Raw genomic sequence first — 16,175 nt, 5'->3', positions numbered from 1 at the left:
GGAGAGGTGGCCCGGCGTCCGCGCAGCGGACCAGGGTCGGAGAGGGGAGTCTTTTTACAAGAAGCAAGACTTCCCCCATCGTCAGGCGTGTCGCTTCGCGCCACGGCCTGACACTTCCCCCGCAAGCGGGGGAAGATCCTCGCACTCTAGCCCGACGTCCCCAACCGCCCTAAACCTCGCGCTTACTCCGTCGGACCCGCCTTGACCCCAGTTTCGGACATCGCCGCCAAAACTCCCGCCTGGGTCTGCGCCCCCGGCGTGCTGAAGGTCCCCTTCCTCGACGTCTTCCTGAACGACTACGACCTGCAGCGCCTGCCGGGCGCTGACGTCCAGGCCGTTCTGGGCTGGGGCATGAAGCCGACGGCCGCCGCCGGTCGTCGTTGGGCGAAACAGAATGACCGGCCCTATGTCGCGCTGGAAGACGGTTTCCTGCGCTCGGTCGGGATAGGGGAGGCGGGGGCCGCCAGTCTCAGCCTGATCGTCGATGACCTCGGCGTCTATTATGACGCCACCCGGCCCAGCCGGCTCGAACACCTGATCCAGACCGCCGACACCTGGTGCGACGCCGCCATGACCGCCCGCGCCCGCGCCCTAATCGACCGGATCATCGCCTCGGGCGTGTCCAAGACCAACATGGGCGGGCCGCTGGACCCCGGCCTGCTGCGGCCCGGTCGCCGCGTCCTGATCGTGGACCAGACCTTCGGCGACGCCTCCATCGGCTATGGGCTGGCGACGCAAGCCAGTTTCGACGCCATGGTCGCCGCCGCCCGACGCGACGAGCCCGAGGCCCAGCTGATCGTCAAACGCCATCCGGCCGTGGCGGCGGGCAGGAAGCGGGGCTGCGTCACCGACCTGTCCGGCGTCACCCTGGTGGACGCCGACGTGCGGCCCGCCGACCTGCTGGCGGCGGTGGACGCCGTCTATTGCGTCACCTCGGCCCTGGGGTTCGAGGCCCTGTTGCGGGGCCTGCCGGTGCGCTGTTTCGGGGCGCCCTTCTATTCCGGCTGGGGCCTCACGACCGACGCGGTGGACACGGGGCGTCGCGGCGTGGCGCGCTCGGTGGAGCAGGTCGCCGCCGCCGCGCTCATCGGCTACAGCCGCTATGTCGATCCCGTCACCGGCGAGCGGTGCGAGGCCGAACAGGCGCTGGAGCGGTTGATCGCCCTGCGGGACCGCGCCGACCGTCTGGCTGGAGCCTGGTCCGCCGTCGGCTTCGCCCCGGCCAAACGCCCGCCGGTGCGCCGCCTGCTGAACTCGCCCAAGGCGCGGATGCGATATTTCATGTCGCCGTCGCGGGCCGCCGCCCACGCCGCCGCCACCAATGGCCGGCTGATCTGGTGGGCTGGCAAGGAGAGCGAGGCTGTGCGTCAGGCCGCCGCCGACTTTAGCGGTCCGACCGTCCGCATGGAGGACGGCTTCATCCGTTCGCGCGGCCTGGGGTCGGACTTCGTCGGCGCCCTGTCGGTCGCCCTGGACGACCAGGGCGTCTATTACGACCCGTCGCGTCCATCGCGGCTGGAGACCCTGATCGAGACGACGGACGCGACGCCCGCGCAACTGGCCCGCGCCGCCGCCCTGGGCGCGCGCATCGTCGAGGCGGGCCTGTCGAAATATAATCTGAAAGGCCAGGCGCCGGCCGACTGGCCCGCGGATCGGGATATCCTGCTGGTCGTCGGTCAGGTCGAGAACGACAAGTCGATCCTGCTGGGCTGCGAACCCGATCTGGCCACCAACTCCGCCCTGGTCGAGGCCGCGCGGGCCGATCATCCCGACGCCTTCCTGGTCTATCGCAACCATCCCGACGTCCTGGCCGGCAACCGGCCGGGGCGGCTGGAGGCCTCGGCCCTGGCCTCGGTGGACGCCAGCGCGGACGGGCTGGACATCATCGACTGCCTGAACGCCTGCGCGCGGGTGGCGACCCTGACCTCCCTGACCGGGTTCGAGGCCCTGATGCGGGGCAAGGCGGTGTCGGTCTATGGCCGGCCCTTCTACGCGGGATGGGGCCTGACCGATGACCGGCTGGGCTTTGAGCGCCGGACCCGCCGCGCGACCGTCGATCACCTGATCCTGGCCGCCCTGATCCACTATCCGATCTATGTCACGCCGACGGGCTGGCCCTGCGAGGCCGAGGATCTGGTCCAGGCCCTGATCGCCGCCCGCGACCAGCCCCCGCCCAAGGCGCCGCGTGGTCAGATCCAGCGTTGGGCCGCCGGGATCATCGCCTCTCTCGACCGCAGGCCGCCGCCGTCCTATTGAAGGCGTTCGTAAAGGAAACCCTCTTCCGGTCGCGCAACGACAGGACGAGCGTTTCCTCAAGCAGCGAGGCGCCGCGCGCCGAGCGTTAGGAAAAACAAGAACGTGCAACACGCCGTCATCGCCGCAACCGGCCTTTTCACCCCCGAACAATCGGTCTCCAACGCCGAATTGGTCGACAGCTACAACGCCTGGGCCGACGGCTGGAACGCCCGCCACGCGGCCCAGATCGAGGCCGGGGAACTGGAGGCGAAGTCGCACTCCTCGCCCGAGTTCATCGAAAAGGCCTCGGGCATCAAACAGCGGTTCGTGCTGGATAAGGCCGGGGTGATCGACCCTGAACGGATGGCCCCCAACCTGCCGGAACGCAGCAACGAGGAACTGTCGATCCTGGCCGAGATGGCGGTCAAGGCTGCGCGTCAGGCCATCGAGGCCTGGGGCAAGCCGGTCAGCGAGATCGGCGCGGTGCTCTGCGCCGCCTCCAACATGCAACGCCCCTATCCGGCCATGGCCATCGAGGTGCAACAGGCCCTAGGGATCGAGGGCTTCGCCTTCGACATGAATGTGGCGTGCAGCTCGGCCACCTTTGGCGTCAAGACGGCGGCGGACTTCATCGCCGGCGGTTCGGTCAAGGCCGTGCTGATGGTCAACCCGGAGGTCTGCTCGGCCCACCTGAACTTCACCGACCGCGACAGCCATTTCATCTTCGGCGACGTGGCCACGGCCGTGATCGTGGAATCGGCCGAGACGGCCGGGCCGGGCGGCTGGGACGTGCTGGGCACGCGGCTGAAGACGGTCTTCTCGAACAATATCCGCAATAATTTCGGCTTCCTGAACCGCAACGCCCGCGACACCGACCATCTGGATTCGCCGGTCGCCGACGACAGTGTCCAGAACGACAAGCTGTTCATCCAGCAGGGCCGCAAGGTCTTCCGCGACGTGGTGCCGATGGTCTCGGACATGATCGTCGACCACGCCGGCGAACTGGGCCTGAATCCGCACGAATTGAAGCGGTTGTGGCTGCACCAGGCCAACATCAACATGAACACCCTGATCGGCAAGAAGGTGCTGGGTCGCGAGCCGTCGTCGGACGAGAATGTCATCATCCTGGACGACTACGCCAACACCTCCTCGGCCGGCTCGATCATCGCCTTCCACCTGCACAACGACGGCTTCGCCCCCGGCGAGACCGGCCTGATCTGCAGCTTCGGCGCCGGCTATTCCGCCGGGACGGTGTTCGTGCGCAAACGCGGCTAGGCAAGCGGGTCGCGGTCAGGCGGCTTTCAGGCAGGTGTCGATCTGCTGGATTGCTGCGGTGTTCATGGCGTCCAGGCGCTCTGCGGCGTTGTTCGCCGCGGCGTCGGCCAGCGCCTTATCCACGGCCAGGACCCCAACGGCTCCCGGCGGCGGGGGCGGCGGGGGCGGCGGCGGGGCTGCGCCTTGTCTTAGCCGGGACGCCTCGCCCCTCGCATTGTTCATGAAGGCCTCGATCCCCTCTTTCGAGATCGCTCGACCGGTCCGGCGGGTCAGGAACTCGGAATAGACCGTGTCATAGCCGTTCCCCACGCTCATATAGGCGCCGCGATAGACGGCGAGGGCGGTGCGCTCCTTGTCCGTGGCGATCCCGCCCGCCACGCGCTGCTCGATCAAGGCGATGGCCTGAAGGGTCTTGGCGTCCATCCCCGTCATGGCGGCCCGGCTGAGGCAGGCCGTCTTGCCCAGGGCGTTGACCCAGGCCTCGGGACCGCCCTCGTTCACCAAGGGCTCTAATGCCCCTAGCGAAGTGCCGGTCAGGGCGCCGAGGAAGATGTTGTCGGCGTGGGCGCCCAGCCCTGCCGCTCCGGTCGTATAGGTCGTGGCGGCCCATATGCCGATATTGAACATCCGGCGCTGGCCGTTCGCCCTCTCGAACCCTTGCGCATAATAGCCGATCAGCTGCTGTCCGAAATGGTGGGCTTCCGTCATCGAGGTTACGGCCGGAAGACTGTCATAAGGCGAGGCTGCCCGGCCTTGCATCCCCATGGTTCCGCATCCGCCGAGGCTGATCAGGCCTGCGGCGAGCGCCAGTAGTCCGAAACGACGCATAGTGATGTCCTCCCTGTAATTGTTGAGAACAACGATATCTAAAATTTTAATCCATGCAACCTATGATTGGTTTTTTGCTCGATACCGGGTCGCCGCAGGCCGCTATTCATCATCGGCGTTCGATCTGACGGTGTTGGGGCCGAAACGGGTCCAGGGCCGGAGAACCAAAAAGTTTGACCGCCGTTACGGCAGGTTAATCCTGATCTGAGAAGATAATCGCTTAGGCCAAGCTTGAATCCAGCTTCGGATTTTGCGAGGCCTTTGATTGTCGAGAACAGGGGAGTTCCCAGATGGCTCAGACGACACCGAAGACGGTGCTGGAAAGCCTGGCCCAGGATATCGCCGCCGTGCTCAAGAGCATGGGCGGTTCGGCCCATCAGAATCTGGTCGTGGACTGCGTCGCGGCGCTCAGACGTCAGCGCGGCGAGGCGGTGAACACGCCCGACCTGCGCCAAAAGATCATCGAGACCTTCGAACAGTACCGCGACTGGTTCGTGCGTCCGTTCGGCGAAGGCTCGCAGCGTTGGGCCCTAGCCGGCGATTTCGCCTAACTCAAAAAGAAGAGGGCGCGCTCCGCAAGGAGCGCGCCCTCTTCATTTCGCCTGACCGTGTGGATCAGAAGCGGCGGATATAGCTGACCGAATAGGCGTCGGCTTCGCCCGCATCGTCGCGGTAGTCGCGACGGGTCCAGTCGGCCCGCACGCCGTTCACGCCGTCGAGGTAGTAGTTGGCGCCGGCGCCATAGTTCCAGCTGTCGCCGCCGACGTCCGTGTTGGCGCCCGGGAACTCCTGCTTCAGTTCGGTATGGCCGTAGCCGCCGCGCGCGAACAGCTCCAGCTTGTCCGACACCGGGTATTTGCCGACCACATAACCGGCGGCGTCCCACTCGTGCTTGATCGAGCCGTCGACGCCGGCGACGGTGAAGTCGTCGTCCTTCACGCCGACCGAGGCTTCGGTCTCGACGGCCAGGTAACGGTTCAGGTTCACGCCCAGACGACCGGTGACGGCGCCCGTGGTTGCATTGTCGCCTTCAAGATGAGTGTAGCCCAAGGAGCCGTATCCGCGCGGCTCGGGATTGGTTTGGGCGAATGCCGGAGCAGCGATTGCAGAGACGGCGACAGCGGCGAGAAGAATGTTACGCATTGTTTCTTATTAACTCCTAGATGTGATGACCGGTTGGATCATCAGCCCCATCCAGCGAGTGCTTAAATAAGTTATGCCTTCGTCTGTTCCATAGGCTGGCGTCACATGACACCGTCTGTGCGCGGCGAGACACACACTGCGTTCCGCCAAGTACGACAGAAATGCGACGCGCAACGAAAAGGGGCGGCGCCTCGCGGCGCCGCCCCTGATTTCATTTCACTCCGTCATCCTTGGGCTCGACCCGAGGATCGAGCGTTGGACAGCTGTGCGTCAACGGCATCTCACCAGCGGCGGATCATCCGATCCTCGGGTCAAGCCCGAGGATGACGGTGTGGGCCTAGCGGTCCTTTTCGCGTTCCACGTTCAGCGCCGCCTGGGCCGCCGCCAGTCGCGCGATGGGCACGCGGTAGGGCGAGCAGGAGACGTAGTCCAAACCGGCCTTCTCGCAGAAGGCGATCGACGACGGATCGCCGCCGTGCTCGCCGCAGATGCCCAGTTTCACCTCGGGCCGCACCGCGCGACCCCGCTCGGCCGCGATCTCGATCAGGCCGCCGACGCCGTCCTGGTCCAGACGCACGAAGGGATCGGTCTCGAAGATGCCCTTGTCCAGATAGGCCTGCAGGAACCGCCCCGAATCGTCGCGGCTGATGCCGAAGGTCGTCTGGGTCAGGTCATTGGTACCGAAGCTGAAGAACTGGGCGTATTCGGCCAGGTCCCCGGCGCGGATGGCGGCGCGGGGCAGTTCGATCATGGTGCCGACCAGGTATTCGACGCTGTCGCCGGCGTCGGCGAACACGGCCTGGGCCGTGCGGTCGGTCAGTTCGCGCAGATATTTCATCTCCAGACCCATGGCGACCAGCGGGTGCATGATCTCCGGGATCGGCGCCACGCCCGAGGTCTTCTTCACCTTCAGCGCGGCCTCCAGCACGGCCCGCACCTGCATCTCGTAGATCTCGGGATAGGCCACGCCCAGGCGACAGCCGCGGTGGCCCAGCATGGGGTTGGTCTCGTGCAGCTCTTTGGCGCGACGCTTCAGCTTCTCGGCGTCGATGCCCGACGAGGCGGCCAGGGCGTCGATGTCCTCGTCCGTGTGCGGGATGAACTCGTGCAGCGGCGGGTCCAGCAGGCGAACGGTGACGGGCAACCCGGCCATGATCTCGAACAGTTCGACGAAGTCCGACTTCTGGAACGGCGCGATCTTGGCCAGGGCCGTGCGGCGCCCGGCTTCGTCGTCGGCCAGGATCATTTCGCGCACGGCGGCGATCCGGGTGTCGTCGAAGAACATATGCTCGGTCCGGCACAGGCCGATGCCCTCGGCGCCGAAGCCACGCGCGGTCTTGGCGTCCAGCGGGGTCTCGGCGTTGGCGCGCACCTTCAGGCGACGCACCTTGTCGGCCCAGGCCATCAGGGTCTGGAAGTCGCCGGTCAGTTCCGGCTCGATCATCGGCACGGCGCCGTCCAGCACCTCGCCCTTCGACCCGTCGATGGTGATGATCTCGCCGGCCTTGAAGCTGCGGCCGCGCGCGGTGAAGACGCCCTTGGCCTCGTCGATATGGATCTCGCCGGCGCCTGAGACGCAGGCCCGGCCCATGCCGCGCGCCACCACGGCCGCGTGGCTGGTCATGCCGCCCCGCGCCGTGACGATGCCGCGCGCGGCGTGCATGCCGTGGATGTCCTCGGGCGAGGTCTCCTCGCGCACCAGGATGACGGCTTCGCCCAGGCCGGACATCCGTTCGGCCTCGTCGGCGTCGAACACGATCTTGCCGGTCGCCGCCCCGGGCGAGGCGGGCAGGCCGGCGGCGACCACTGTGCGGGCCGCCTCCGGGTCCAGGGTGGGGTGCAGCAGCTGGTCGAGCGCGGACGGCTCCACCCGGCTGATCGCCTCTTCCTGGGTGATCACCCCCTCGGCGGCCAGATCCACGGCGACCTTCAGCGCCGACTTGGCGGTGCGCTTGCCGTTGCGGGTCTGCAGCATCCAGAGCCGGCCCTGTTCGACCGTGAACTCGATGTCCTGCATGTCGCGGTAATGGCTCTCGAGCGTGTTCACCACCGTGACGAACTGGCCGAACACCTCGGGCATGGCCTCTTCCATCGAGGGGGCGGTCTCGCCCATCTCCTCGCGGCCGATCTTGGTCAGGGACTGCGGCGTGCGGATGCCCGCGACCACGTCTTCGCCCTGGGCGTTGATCAGGAACTCGCCATAGAGCCGCGCCTCGCCGGTCGAGGGGTTGCGAGTAAAGGCCACACCGGTGGCCGAGGTCTCGCCCATATTGCCGAACACCATCGACTGGACGCTGACGGCCGTGCCCCAGCTTTCGGGGATGTCGTGCATGCGGCGATAGAATTTCGCCCGGTCGTTCATCCAGCTGGCAAAGACGGCGCCGACCGCGCCCCACATCTGGTCGCGCGGATCCTGCGGGAAGGGGTGGCCCAGTTCGCGTTCGACCACGGCCTTGTAGTCGACGACGATCCGTTCCCAGTCCTCGGCCTTCAGGTCGGTGTCGACGCTGACGCCCAGCCGATCCTTGTGCGCGTCCAGAACCTCTTCGAAGTCGTCGTGGCTGAGGCCCAGCACCACGTTCGAGTACATGGTGATGAAGCGGCGGTAGGAATCGAAGGCGAAGCGTCGGTCGCCCGACAGTTTGGCCAGACCCTCGACCGTCTGGTCGTTCAGGCCCAGGTTCAGCACCGTGTCCATCATGCCGGGCATCGACGCCCGCGCGCCAGAGCGCACCGAGACCAGCAGCGGGTTCTCGACGTCGCCGAAGGTCTTGCCGACGATGGCCTCGACCTTGGCCAGGGCGGCCTTCACCTGGTCTTCCAGATCGGCGGGATAGGTCTCGCCGTTGGTGTAGAAATAGGTGCAGACCTCGGTCGTGATGGTGAAGCCGGGCGGGACGGGCAGCCCCAGCGAAGACATTTCCGCCAGGTTCGCGCCCTTGCCGCCGAGAAGATTCTTCATCGACGCGTCGCCGTCGGCGGACCCGCCGCCGAAGCCGTAAACCCACTGAGTCATCTATAGCCCCTGAGCTAGGAGAAGGTTCGGCGGGTTGGCCCGCTCGCAGATGCAACATGATCTAGCGCGGCGAAACCGGCTTGGCCATGGCGGATGTAACAATGCGTGAGCGGGAAACCGGTTTCCCATGCTCAGGCGTCACATCCCCGTTCGCCTTCGCGAACGGGATGCGAGGTCATCGGCTTTCGCCGACCCGGAACAGCAAAGACCCGTCGCCGTAGGAATAGAAGCGGTAGCCGTCGGCGACGGCGTGGGCGTAGGCGCTCTTCATCGCAGCCTGGCCGGCGAAGGCGCTGACCAGCATGAAGAGGGTGGATTTGGGCAGGTGGAAGTTGGTCATCAGCACGTCCACGGCGCGGAAACGGTAGCCGGGGGTGATGAAGATGGCGGTGTCGCCGTGGAAGGGGCGGATCTCGCCGGTCTCGGTCGTGGCGGATTCCAGCAGGCGCAGCGAGGTGGTGCCGACGCAGACGATGCGGCCGCCGGCGGCGTGGACGGCGTTCAGGGCGGCGGCGGTCTCGGGCGAGACCTCGCCCCATTCGCTGTGCATCTTGTGGTCGGCCAGGTCGTCGGCCTTGACCGGCAGGAAGGTGCCGGCGCCGACGTGCAGGGTGACGGCGTGGGTGGAGACGCCCCTGGCCCGGATGGCTTCGAGCAGAGCGGGGGTGAAATGCAGGCCCGCCGTGGGGGCGGCGACCGAGCCGTCGTGTTCGGCGAAGACCGTCTGATAGTCGGACCGGTCGCGGTCGTCCTCGGGCCGTTTGGCGGCGATATAGGGGGGCAGGGGCATGACCCCGACGGCGCGGATGGCGTCGTCCAGGGCGGGGCCGGACAGGTCGAACTTCAGGGTGATCAGGCCGTCGTCGCCCTTGTCGGCCACGGTGGCTTCCAGCGTCTGGAAAGCGATCCTGTCACCGGGCTTGATCCGCTTGCCCGGCTTCATGAAGGCGGACCAGACGTCGGGGGCGTCGCGGTGGTGAAGCGTGGCCTCGACGGCGACGGTCAGAGTCTCGCCCTCGGGGCCGGGGCGGGTGCGGACGCCCGACAGGCGGGCGGGGATGACGCGGGTGTCGTTGAAGACCAGGGCGTCGCCGGGGCGCAGGAAGTCGGGAAGATCGCGGATGATGCGGTCGTCCAGCGCGCCGTCCTTCACGACCAGCAGCCGAGCGGAATCGCGCGGATCGGCGGGACGCAGGGCGATGCGGTCCTCGGGCAGGTCGAAGTCGAAATCGGCGGTCTTCATCAGGCGGGGCAAAGGCCATGGGCGGGGCGGGGGGTCAAGAGCAGGCGATGAACCTCCGCTCCGCTGCGGTGTTGATGGGGCATGAAAACCCTCGCACTCCTCCCCTCCGTCCTCATCGGCGCCGTCGCCAGCGCCCGGTCCATGACGCCCATGGCGGCACTTGCTGGGGCGCGGCTGGCGCACCGGGAGACGCCGGGGCGGCTGGTGCTGCTGGATCATCCGCTGTTCAGGTTCGGCGGTCTGGCCATGGGGGTTGGCGAGCTGTTCGGCGACAAGATGAAGTCGGCGCCGGACCGGACGGTATTCCTGGGCCTGCTGGCGCGGGTGATGAGCGCGGGGATCGCCGGGTCGGCGCTGGCGCCGCGCGGGCGTGAGAAACTGGGCGCGGCCCTGGCGGTTGGGACGGCCGTGCCGTTGGCTTATCTGGGGCTGGCGGGACGCAAGAAGGCGATGGTGCGGATCGGGCAGACGAAGAGCGGTCTGATCGAGGATGCGATCATCGTGGCGGCGGGGGCGGCGGTGGTGAGCTGGGCGGTCGGAGCGTTCGACCGACCGCGCTGAACGGGTATGATAGGGGCCAAATAATCAGGAGCCCTCCCCATGATCACCCGCATCCAGCCCGGCGCCCGTATGAGCGAAGCCGTGGTTCACGGCGACACCGTCTATCTGGCCGGTCAGGTCGGAGAGCCGGGCGATGATGTGATCGCCCAGACGAAGACGGCGCTGGCCGAGGTGGACGCCCTGCTGGCCCAGGCGGGCAGCGACAAGTCGAAGATCCTGATGGCCCAGATCTGGCTGGCCGATATCGCCGATTTCGACGCGATGAACAGCGTCTGGGACGCCTGGGTCGATACGGCCAATCCGCCGGCCCGCGCCACGGGCGAGAGCCGGCTGGCCTCGCCGGACTACAAGGTCGAGGTGATCGTCATCGCCGCCAGAGGCTGACGGGGCGGGGGATAAGGCGGTTGACCCAGCGGGTTGCAGACTGCAAACCGCCGCCATGCTTCAGAACCTCGAAATCCTCGCCCGTGAGGCCAAGTCCTGGCCGTTCGAACAAGCCCGCAATCTGCTGGCCCATGTTCTGAAAAAGCGGCTGGGCGAGAGCGAGCGGGCCGAGGCGCGGGCGCTGATCGATGCGGGCAAGGCCGACGAGGCTCTGGCCAAGTTCGAGGCCCTGCGCCGGCCGGTGGTCCTGGAGACTGGATACGGGCCGTCGGGCCTGCCGCACATGGGCACCTTCGGCGAGGTGGCGCGGACCACCATGGTGAGGAACGCCTTCCGGGCGCTGACGGGCGACCACTGGGCCACGCGACTGATCGCCTTCAGCGACGACATGGACGGCCTCAGGAAGGTGCCGGAAGGGGTGCCGAACCCGGAGATGCTGCGCGAGGACCTGAACCTGTCGCTGACGCGGGTGCGCGATCCGTTCGGCACGCACAACAGTTTCGGGGCGCACAATAATGCGCGGCTGCGGGCGTTCCTTGACTCGTTCGGCTTCGACTATGAGTTCATGAGTTCGACCGAGACCTACAGGTCCGGCGCCTTCGACGCGACGCTGCTGACCCTGCTGGAGCGGTTCGACGCGGTCATGGCCATCATGCTGCCGACCCTGGGGGAAGAGCGGCGGGCGACCTATTCGCCCTTCCTGCCGGTCAGCCCGATCACGGGCCATGTGTTGCAGGTTCCGACGCTTGAACGGAATGTCGAGAAGGGGACCATCGTCTTCGACGATCCAGCCGGCGGACGCACAGAGCTGCCGGTCACGGGCGGCCATGTGAAGCTGCAGTGGAAGCCGGACTGGGCCATGCGCTGGGTCGCGCTGGACGTCGACTACGAGATGTCGGGCAAGGACCTGATCGAGAGCGTGCGCGAGAGCGGCAAGATCTGTCGCGCCCTGGGCGGGACGCCGCCGGAAGGGTTCAACTACGAGCTCTTCCTGGACATCGAGGGCAAGAAGATTTCGAAGTCGAAGGGCAACGGCCTGACGATGGAGGAATGGCTGCGCTACGGCACGCCGGAGAGCCTGAGCTGGTACATGTTCCAGTCGCCGAAGTCGGCCAAGAGCCTGCACTTCAACGTCATTCCGCGCGCCATCGACGACTATCTGGCCTTCATCGAAAGCTACAAGACGCAAGAGCCGGCCAAGCGGATCGACAATGCGGTCTGGTCGATCCATGCGGGCGAGCCGCCGACCCATACGTCGCCGGTGTCCTTCGCCCTGCTGCTGAACCTGGTGGGGGTGGCCAACGCCTCGACCAAGGACCAGCTGTGGGCCTATTTCGCCAAATATCTGCCGGAGGCGACGCCGCAGAACGAGCCGCTGCTGGACCAGCTCATGGACCGGGCGCTGAACTATTACGAGGACTTCGTGAAGCCTTCGAAGTCGTACCGACTGCCGGATGACAAGGAGAAGGCGGCGCTGCTGGATCTGGCGGAACGGCTGAAGGCCCTGCCGGCGGACACCACGGACGGCGAACTGATCCAGAACGAGGTCTATGCGGTGGGCAAGGCGCACGCGTTCGAGCCGCTGCGGGCTTGGTTCGGGGCGTTGTACGAAGTGCTGCTGGGCGCGTCGCAGGGGCCGCGCTTCGGGTCTTTCGCGGCCATCTACGGCCTTTCGCAGACAATCGCGCTGATCGAGGCGGGCGCGCGCGGCGAATTGGCGCAAGCTTGACGTAAGGTAATATTTCTTAACTGTAACGCGATGCTATGTGGGCGTGGCCGGGGAGGCGACGTGCGTTACGAGATCGACGAACAGGCTCGGATCCTGTGGATGGACCTGGTCTCGGCCGGGTCAGCCGACAAGGTGCTGACGGCGACGGTGGCGCTGATTACGGCGCGGCCCGAGCTGTGCGGCTGGGATTGGATCGTCGAATGCGAGCCCGTGCCCGACGACGCCGGGACCCAGCATCTGGCCCAGTTGTCCGAGGCTTGGGGGCCGCCGCCGGAGGTGGAGGCGGTCACGGTCTTCGTCACCCAGGATCGGCTGTTGCACCTGTGGGCCCGGGTAATGGATTTCCAGTTCGTGCGCCGCAAGCACCTGGTCGAGCGCGACGTCGAGGCCGCGCGCCGATTGATCGACCGCCGACGCGCCCTGCGGCCCCTAAGATGAACCGAAAATAACGGCGAAGCTCCGGGAGCCTTCAGGTTCGGCCGGGCATTGTGTCCTCATCGGCAAACCCGATGACAGGAGATACAGTGATGTCGAGCAAGTTTCTGAAGACGGGTCTGGCCACGGCTGCGGCTCTGGCCGCCTTGGTGACCGCCGCCCCCATGGCCGCCCAGGCCCAGGCCAATGGCGTGACCAACTGCGACGCCCCCGGCGGTCGCCAGCGCGCGGGCGCCCTGATCGGCGCCGTTGTCGGCGGCGTGGTCGGCTCGAACCTGGCGCGCAATGAGCGCACGGCCGGGACCGTGGTTGGCGCCGGCGCCGGCGCAGCGGCCGGGTCCTATATCGGCTGCAACCAGCAACGCACCCGCGCGGCGGCCCAGGCCAACGCCAACACCTATCGCGCCGGCACGAACCTGCGCATCCGCAGCGGCCCCGGCACCGGCTTCCGCCAGGCGGGCAGCCTGTCGGCCGGCCAGCAGTTCACGGCCGTCGCCTCGCAAGGCGACTGGATCCAGATCGCCGGCGGCGGTTGGGTCAACGCCAACTATGTGACCCGCTAAGGGTCGCCTTTCGGAAAGACCGTTTCGGCGGCGGGGCCGTTCACGCCCCGTCCTGTTCCCGCCGCCGGAACAGTCGCAAGGCTCGCGGTTCGCCGTTGGAGCCTGGCCCCGTCCGGTTCGCCGGGCGGGGCCTTTTACTGACTGACCCACAGGATGCGGGCCATCCATTCGATCTCGCGCCGGGGCACGACGCGGGGCGGATAGTCGGGATTGATCGAAGACAGGGTGGCGGCGCGGGCCGTCAGTCCAGTCACCTCCTTAGCCACCACCTCGCCCGAGGTCAGGCGGACCACGACCCGGTCGCCACGCCGCACGGCGGGGTCGCCGCGGTCGACGATGACCCGGTCGCCCTCGCGGTACAGGGGCGCCATAGAATCCCCGGTGATGCGCAGGCTGAAAGTGGTGGGGGTGACCTGCGGCAGGTCGGTCTGGTCCCAGCCGTCGCCGGTCGGCAGGCCGGCATCGTCGAAGAAGCCGTCCAGACCGGCCCGGGCCAGACCCAGCAGAGGCACGGTCGCCCGGCTCGGCGGCGCGTCCTCGGCCAGGGCCGCGAACTCGGCCAGGGAAACCCCGGTCGCCTGAAGGATCAGGGTCATGCTTTCGGTCGAGGGCCAGCGGGGACGCGGCGGATCCCCGGCGCCGAACCGTTTGGACGGATTGAAACTGGTCGCATCCAGCCCCGCCCGCCGCGCCAGCCCCGACGGGGACAGTCCCTCGCGCCGCGCCAGGGCGTCCACGGCCTTCCACAGTTTGGCGTGCGACAGGGGCATGGGGGGTCCCGACAGTGAGTCGGGGGCAGCTTAGGGGATGGGGGTAGGAATATCTACCTAGCTATACGTTGCTCATACTCGTCGGCCGCTTTGCGGTCCTGCCAGACGAAGAAGGTGCCGACACCGATGCAGAGTATGATCAGATAGCCGATCAGGTTCATCGCAGTATAGATCGACGTCAGCGGCGCCTGGTTCGTGGTCACGATCATGATGTGGCCCATGACGGCGATCAACTGAAGGCCGGCCGCCCAGGTCGGCCAAGAGTGCGGGTATCGCCACGCGATGGCGACGAGCGCCAGAAGCGTAGCAGTATCGATTGCGAATAGACCGTAGGGCCAATCGCGGAAACCGAGGTTTTCTTGGGCAATCAGCGACGCGAACCAAGCAGCTATGTAGACGCCGGCTCCAATCTTCTCGCGTGTGCCGCCTTTTAGGAAAGCGAACAGCGCCATTCCAACCATGAAGACGCCACCGGCGATCGCATAACCTATATTCAGCATGCAAATCGCCCCCGCGCTGTGTGCACGAGGGCGATAATGACCCAATTCTGGTTAAGCGGAAATGTCAGTCCGCTAAGCTTACCAAGAATTCACCCGACGGCGCGGAGGCGGTTGAGCGGGCGAGCGTCCTTCGGGTCGAGCCAATCGTCCGGCTTGGCGATCGGGCCGGCGGCGTAGGTTCCGAAGCCCATGCGGCGGTGGTCTTTTTGGAGTTCAGCGTGGCAGGCGACGATGGAGTCGCGAGCGGCGGCGAGGGCGGCGATGGTTTCCATGGCCTTGGCTTGCGACGCCGTGGCGGCGACGGGCGAAAGCGAGAGGGCGGCGCGGGCGCCGATGAAGGATTGCACCAGAACGGTCGCCTGGGTGATGGCGGCGTCGATGGCGTGTTCAGTCGCATGCAGATCGCCAGCGACGCTGGCGATGACTTCAGTCCGTTCCATTAGAAAAGCCCCTCAAACTAAGGTTTACAATGGATGAATCTTAACACGGCTTAACCATATCCGATAGAGTCTTGTTAACCTTTTAAGCAATCGCGCACACAAGGCGCGACGTTCGTCGATCCTTGTCTTGTAAAGCTTTGGGGGAGGGGCGGGGGCGCTGGAAATCCCTAGGGATTGTCCAGCAGGAAATGGGCGGTGAGGGAGGCGATGGGCTGGCTGCGGGCCTCCTGCCAGGCCTCGGCCTGGACATGGGCGACGCGGCGGCCGGCGCGGCTGATGCTCGCGCGGGCGAAGACGTCGACCGGTCGGCCGGTGCGCAGATAGGCGACGGTGACATTGATCGGGCGGGGCAGGCGCGGGCTGGGGAAGGCCAGGGCGACCTGGGCCATGGCCGTCATCTCGAGCAGGGCCGCCGTCGAGCCGCCGTGAAGGGCGGGCAGCATGGGATTGCCGATCAGCCGGTCGGCGAAGGGCAGAATGACGGTGACCTCGTCCCCGCTGACCAGGGTCTGGAGGTTCAGGAAGCGGGCGTAGGGGATGCGGTCGAGAAGGTCGCTCATGCTGCAACCTCGTCTCGTGCGGCGCGCGTGCGGTTCAGGACATAGGCGGACTGGGCGGCGGCGACGGGGTCCGACGGATCGACCTCGAAAGCCCAGGCGCGGACGAAGGCGATGGTGGGCGTCAGGCGGAAGCATTTCGCCTGGGCCAGCAGGTCCATGCGCGGATGGGCGGCGCGCATATAGTCCACCCTCAGGTCCAGGGTGGCGATGGGCTGGAACTCGTCCATGGCGGTCCACACGGCCAGGCCGCCGATATGATCCAGCAGGGTGGTGACGAGGCCGCCGGCCAGGACCCCCGTGTCGGGATCTCCGACAAGGTCTTCGCGCCAGGGGACGCGAATGCGGGGATCGCCGTCGTGCAGGCCGTCGAAGACGAAGCCCAGGGCCCCGGTATGGGCGGAGCCCGCCGCGAGCTGGGGCAGGATGGTGTCGACGAAACTGTCGTGCATGCGAACGGATGTCCGTGAAGCCGATGATCGTCTCCTGTATGGAG

The 16,175-nt window shown here is 66.9% G+C and carries 17 protein-coding genes; 8 read left to right on the top strand and 9 right to left on the bottom strand.

Annotated elements, in window-relative coordinates:
- Nucleotides 1-201 precede the first annotated feature (201 nt).
- Together ACW170_RS15370 and ACW170_RS15365 are read left to right on the top strand one after the other, a co-directional pair.
- Nucleotides 202-2,256 carry a capsule polysaccharide biogenesis protein gene (locus ACW170_RS15370; RefSeq protein ID WP_492087494.1) on the top strand — a complete coding sequence of 685 codons (2,055 nt, stop codon included), beginning with the start codon at nucleotides 202-204 and terminating at the stop codon, nucleotides 2,254-2,256.
- A gap of 102 nt (nucleotides 2,257-2,358) precedes the next feature.
- Nucleotides 2,359-3,510, top strand: coding sequence for a beta-ketoacyl-ACP synthase III (locus tag ACW170_RS15365; protein WP_492087493.1), 1,152 nt, complete (start codon nucleotides 2,359-2,361; stop codon nucleotides 3,508-3,510).
- Between the two features lie 15 nt (nucleotides 3,511-3,525).
- Here the strand turns inward: ACW170_RS15365 and ACW170_RS15360 are convergent, their stop codons facing one another.
- A complete protein-coding gene (locus ACW170_RS15360; protein WP_492087492.1) occupies nucleotides 3,526-4,338 on the bottom strand; it encodes a hypothetical protein in 813 nt (270 codons plus the stop codon).
- A gap of 290 nt (nucleotides 4,339-4,628) precedes the next feature.
- Between ACW170_RS15360 and ACW170_RS15355 the strand changes: the two genes are divergently transcribed.
- On the top strand, nucleotides 4,629-4,889 hold the full coding sequence (locus tag ACW170_RS15355; RefSeq protein ID WP_492087491.1) for a hypothetical protein: 261 nt from the start codon (nucleotides 4,629-4,631) through the stop codon (nucleotides 4,887-4,889).
- A gap of 64 nt (nucleotides 4,890-4,953) precedes the next feature.
- Here ACW170_RS15355 and ACW170_RS15350 read toward each other — a convergent pair whose 3' ends face one another.
- The 3 genes from ACW170_RS15350 to queA all read right to left on the bottom strand — a co-directional run bounded on the left by ACW170_RS15350 (nucleotide 4,954) and on the right by queA (nucleotide 9,740).
- A complete protein-coding gene (locus ACW170_RS15350; protein WP_035305382.1) occupies nucleotides 4,954-5,481 on the bottom strand; it encodes a porin family protein in 528 nt (175 codons plus the stop codon).
- Between the two features lie 337 nt (nucleotides 5,482-5,818).
- Nucleotides 5,819-8,497: a pyruvate, phosphate dikinase gene (gene ppdK / locus ACW170_RS15345; RefSeq protein WP_492087490.1), complete on the bottom strand. Its 2,679-nt coding sequence runs from the start codon at nucleotides 8,495-8,497 to the stop codon at nucleotides 5,819-5,821.
- A gap of 175 nt (nucleotides 8,498-8,672) precedes the next feature.
- A complete protein-coding gene (gene queA / locus ACW170_RS15340; protein WP_492087489.1) occupies nucleotides 8,673-9,740 on the bottom strand; it encodes a tRNA preQ1(34) S-adenosylmethionine ribosyltransferase-isomerase QueA in 1,068 nt (355 codons plus the stop codon).
- Nucleotides 9,741-9,821: 81 nt separating this feature from the next.
- On the opposite strand from queA, the gene ACW170_RS15335 reads away from it, so the two are divergent.
- The 5 genes from ACW170_RS15335 to ACW170_RS15315 all read left to right on the top strand — a co-directional run bounded on the left by ACW170_RS15335 (nucleotide 9,822) and on the right by ACW170_RS15315 (nucleotide 13,412).
- Entirely contained in the window at nucleotides 9,822-10,301 is a 480-nt protein-coding gene (locus tag ACW170_RS15335; RefSeq protein ID WP_492087488.1) for a hypothetical protein, read from the top strand.
- Nucleotides 10,302-10,340: 39 nt separating this feature from the next.
- On the top strand, nucleotides 10,341-10,685 hold the full coding sequence (locus tag ACW170_RS15330; RefSeq protein WP_267514057.1) for a RidA family protein: 345 nt from the start codon (nucleotides 10,341-10,343) through the stop codon (nucleotides 10,683-10,685).
- Between the two features lie 55 nt (nucleotides 10,686-10,740).
- Nucleotides 10,741-12,414: a lysine--tRNA ligase gene (locus tag ACW170_RS15325; RefSeq protein WP_492087487.1), complete on the top strand. Its 1,674-nt coding sequence runs from the start codon at nucleotides 10,741-10,743 to the stop codon at nucleotides 12,412-12,414.
- A gap of 60 nt (nucleotides 12,415-12,474) precedes the next feature.
- Nucleotides 12,475-12,852, top strand: a complete 378-nt coding sequence (locus ACW170_RS15320; protein WP_492087486.1) for a hypothetical protein — start codon at nucleotides 12,475-12,477, stop codon at nucleotides 12,850-12,852.
- Between the two features lie 89 nt (nucleotides 12,853-12,941).
- A complete protein-coding gene (locus ACW170_RS15315) occupies nucleotides 12,942-13,412 on the top strand; it encodes an SH3 domain-containing protein (RefSeq protein WP_271164135.1) in 471 nt (156 codons plus the stop codon).
- A 134-nt stretch (nucleotides 13,413-13,546) separates the two neighbouring features.
- Here the strand turns inward: ACW170_RS15315 and ACW170_RS15310 are convergent, their stop codons facing one another.
- The 5 genes from ACW170_RS15310 to ACW170_RS15290 form a co-directional block, all read right to left on the bottom strand.
- Nucleotides 13,547-14,182, bottom strand: a complete 636-nt coding sequence (locus ACW170_RS15310; protein WP_492087485.1) for a S24 family peptidase — start codon at nucleotides 14,180-14,182, stop codon at nucleotides 13,547-13,549.
- A gap of 53 nt (nucleotides 14,183-14,235) precedes the next feature.
- Nucleotides 14,236-14,682 carry a hypothetical protein gene (locus ACW170_RS15305; RefSeq protein ID WP_492087484.1) on the bottom strand — a complete coding sequence of 149 codons (447 nt, stop codon included), beginning with the start codon at nucleotides 14,680-14,682 and terminating at the stop codon, nucleotides 14,236-14,238.
- A gap of 89 nt (nucleotides 14,683-14,771) precedes the next feature.
- A complete protein-coding gene (locus tag ACW170_RS15300) occupies nucleotides 14,772-15,122 on the bottom strand; it encodes a hypothetical protein (RefSeq protein ID WP_492087483.1) in 351 nt (116 codons plus the stop codon).
- A 167-nt stretch (nucleotides 15,123-15,289) separates the two neighbouring features.
- Nucleotides 15,290-15,682 (bottom strand): PaaI family thioesterase, encoded by a 393-nt coding sequence (locus ACW170_RS15295; RefSeq protein WP_271164131.1) that lies wholly within the window; start codon nucleotides 15,680-15,682, stop codon nucleotides 15,290-15,292.
- Nucleotides 15,679-16,131: a PaaI family thioesterase gene (locus ACW170_RS15290; protein WP_492087482.1), complete on the bottom strand. Its 453-nt coding sequence runs from the start codon at nucleotides 16,129-16,131 to the stop codon at nucleotides 15,679-15,681. Before ACW170_RS15290 ends, ACW170_RS15295 begins: the two co-directional genes overlap by 4 nt.
- Nucleotides 16,132-16,175 lie beyond the last annotated feature (44 nt).

The organism is Brevundimonas sp. FV2ps16 (assembly GCF_058681075.1).
The sequence above is the reverse complement of the archived record's forward strand: the minus strand, read 5'-3'. Positions and strand labels throughout refer to the sequence as shown.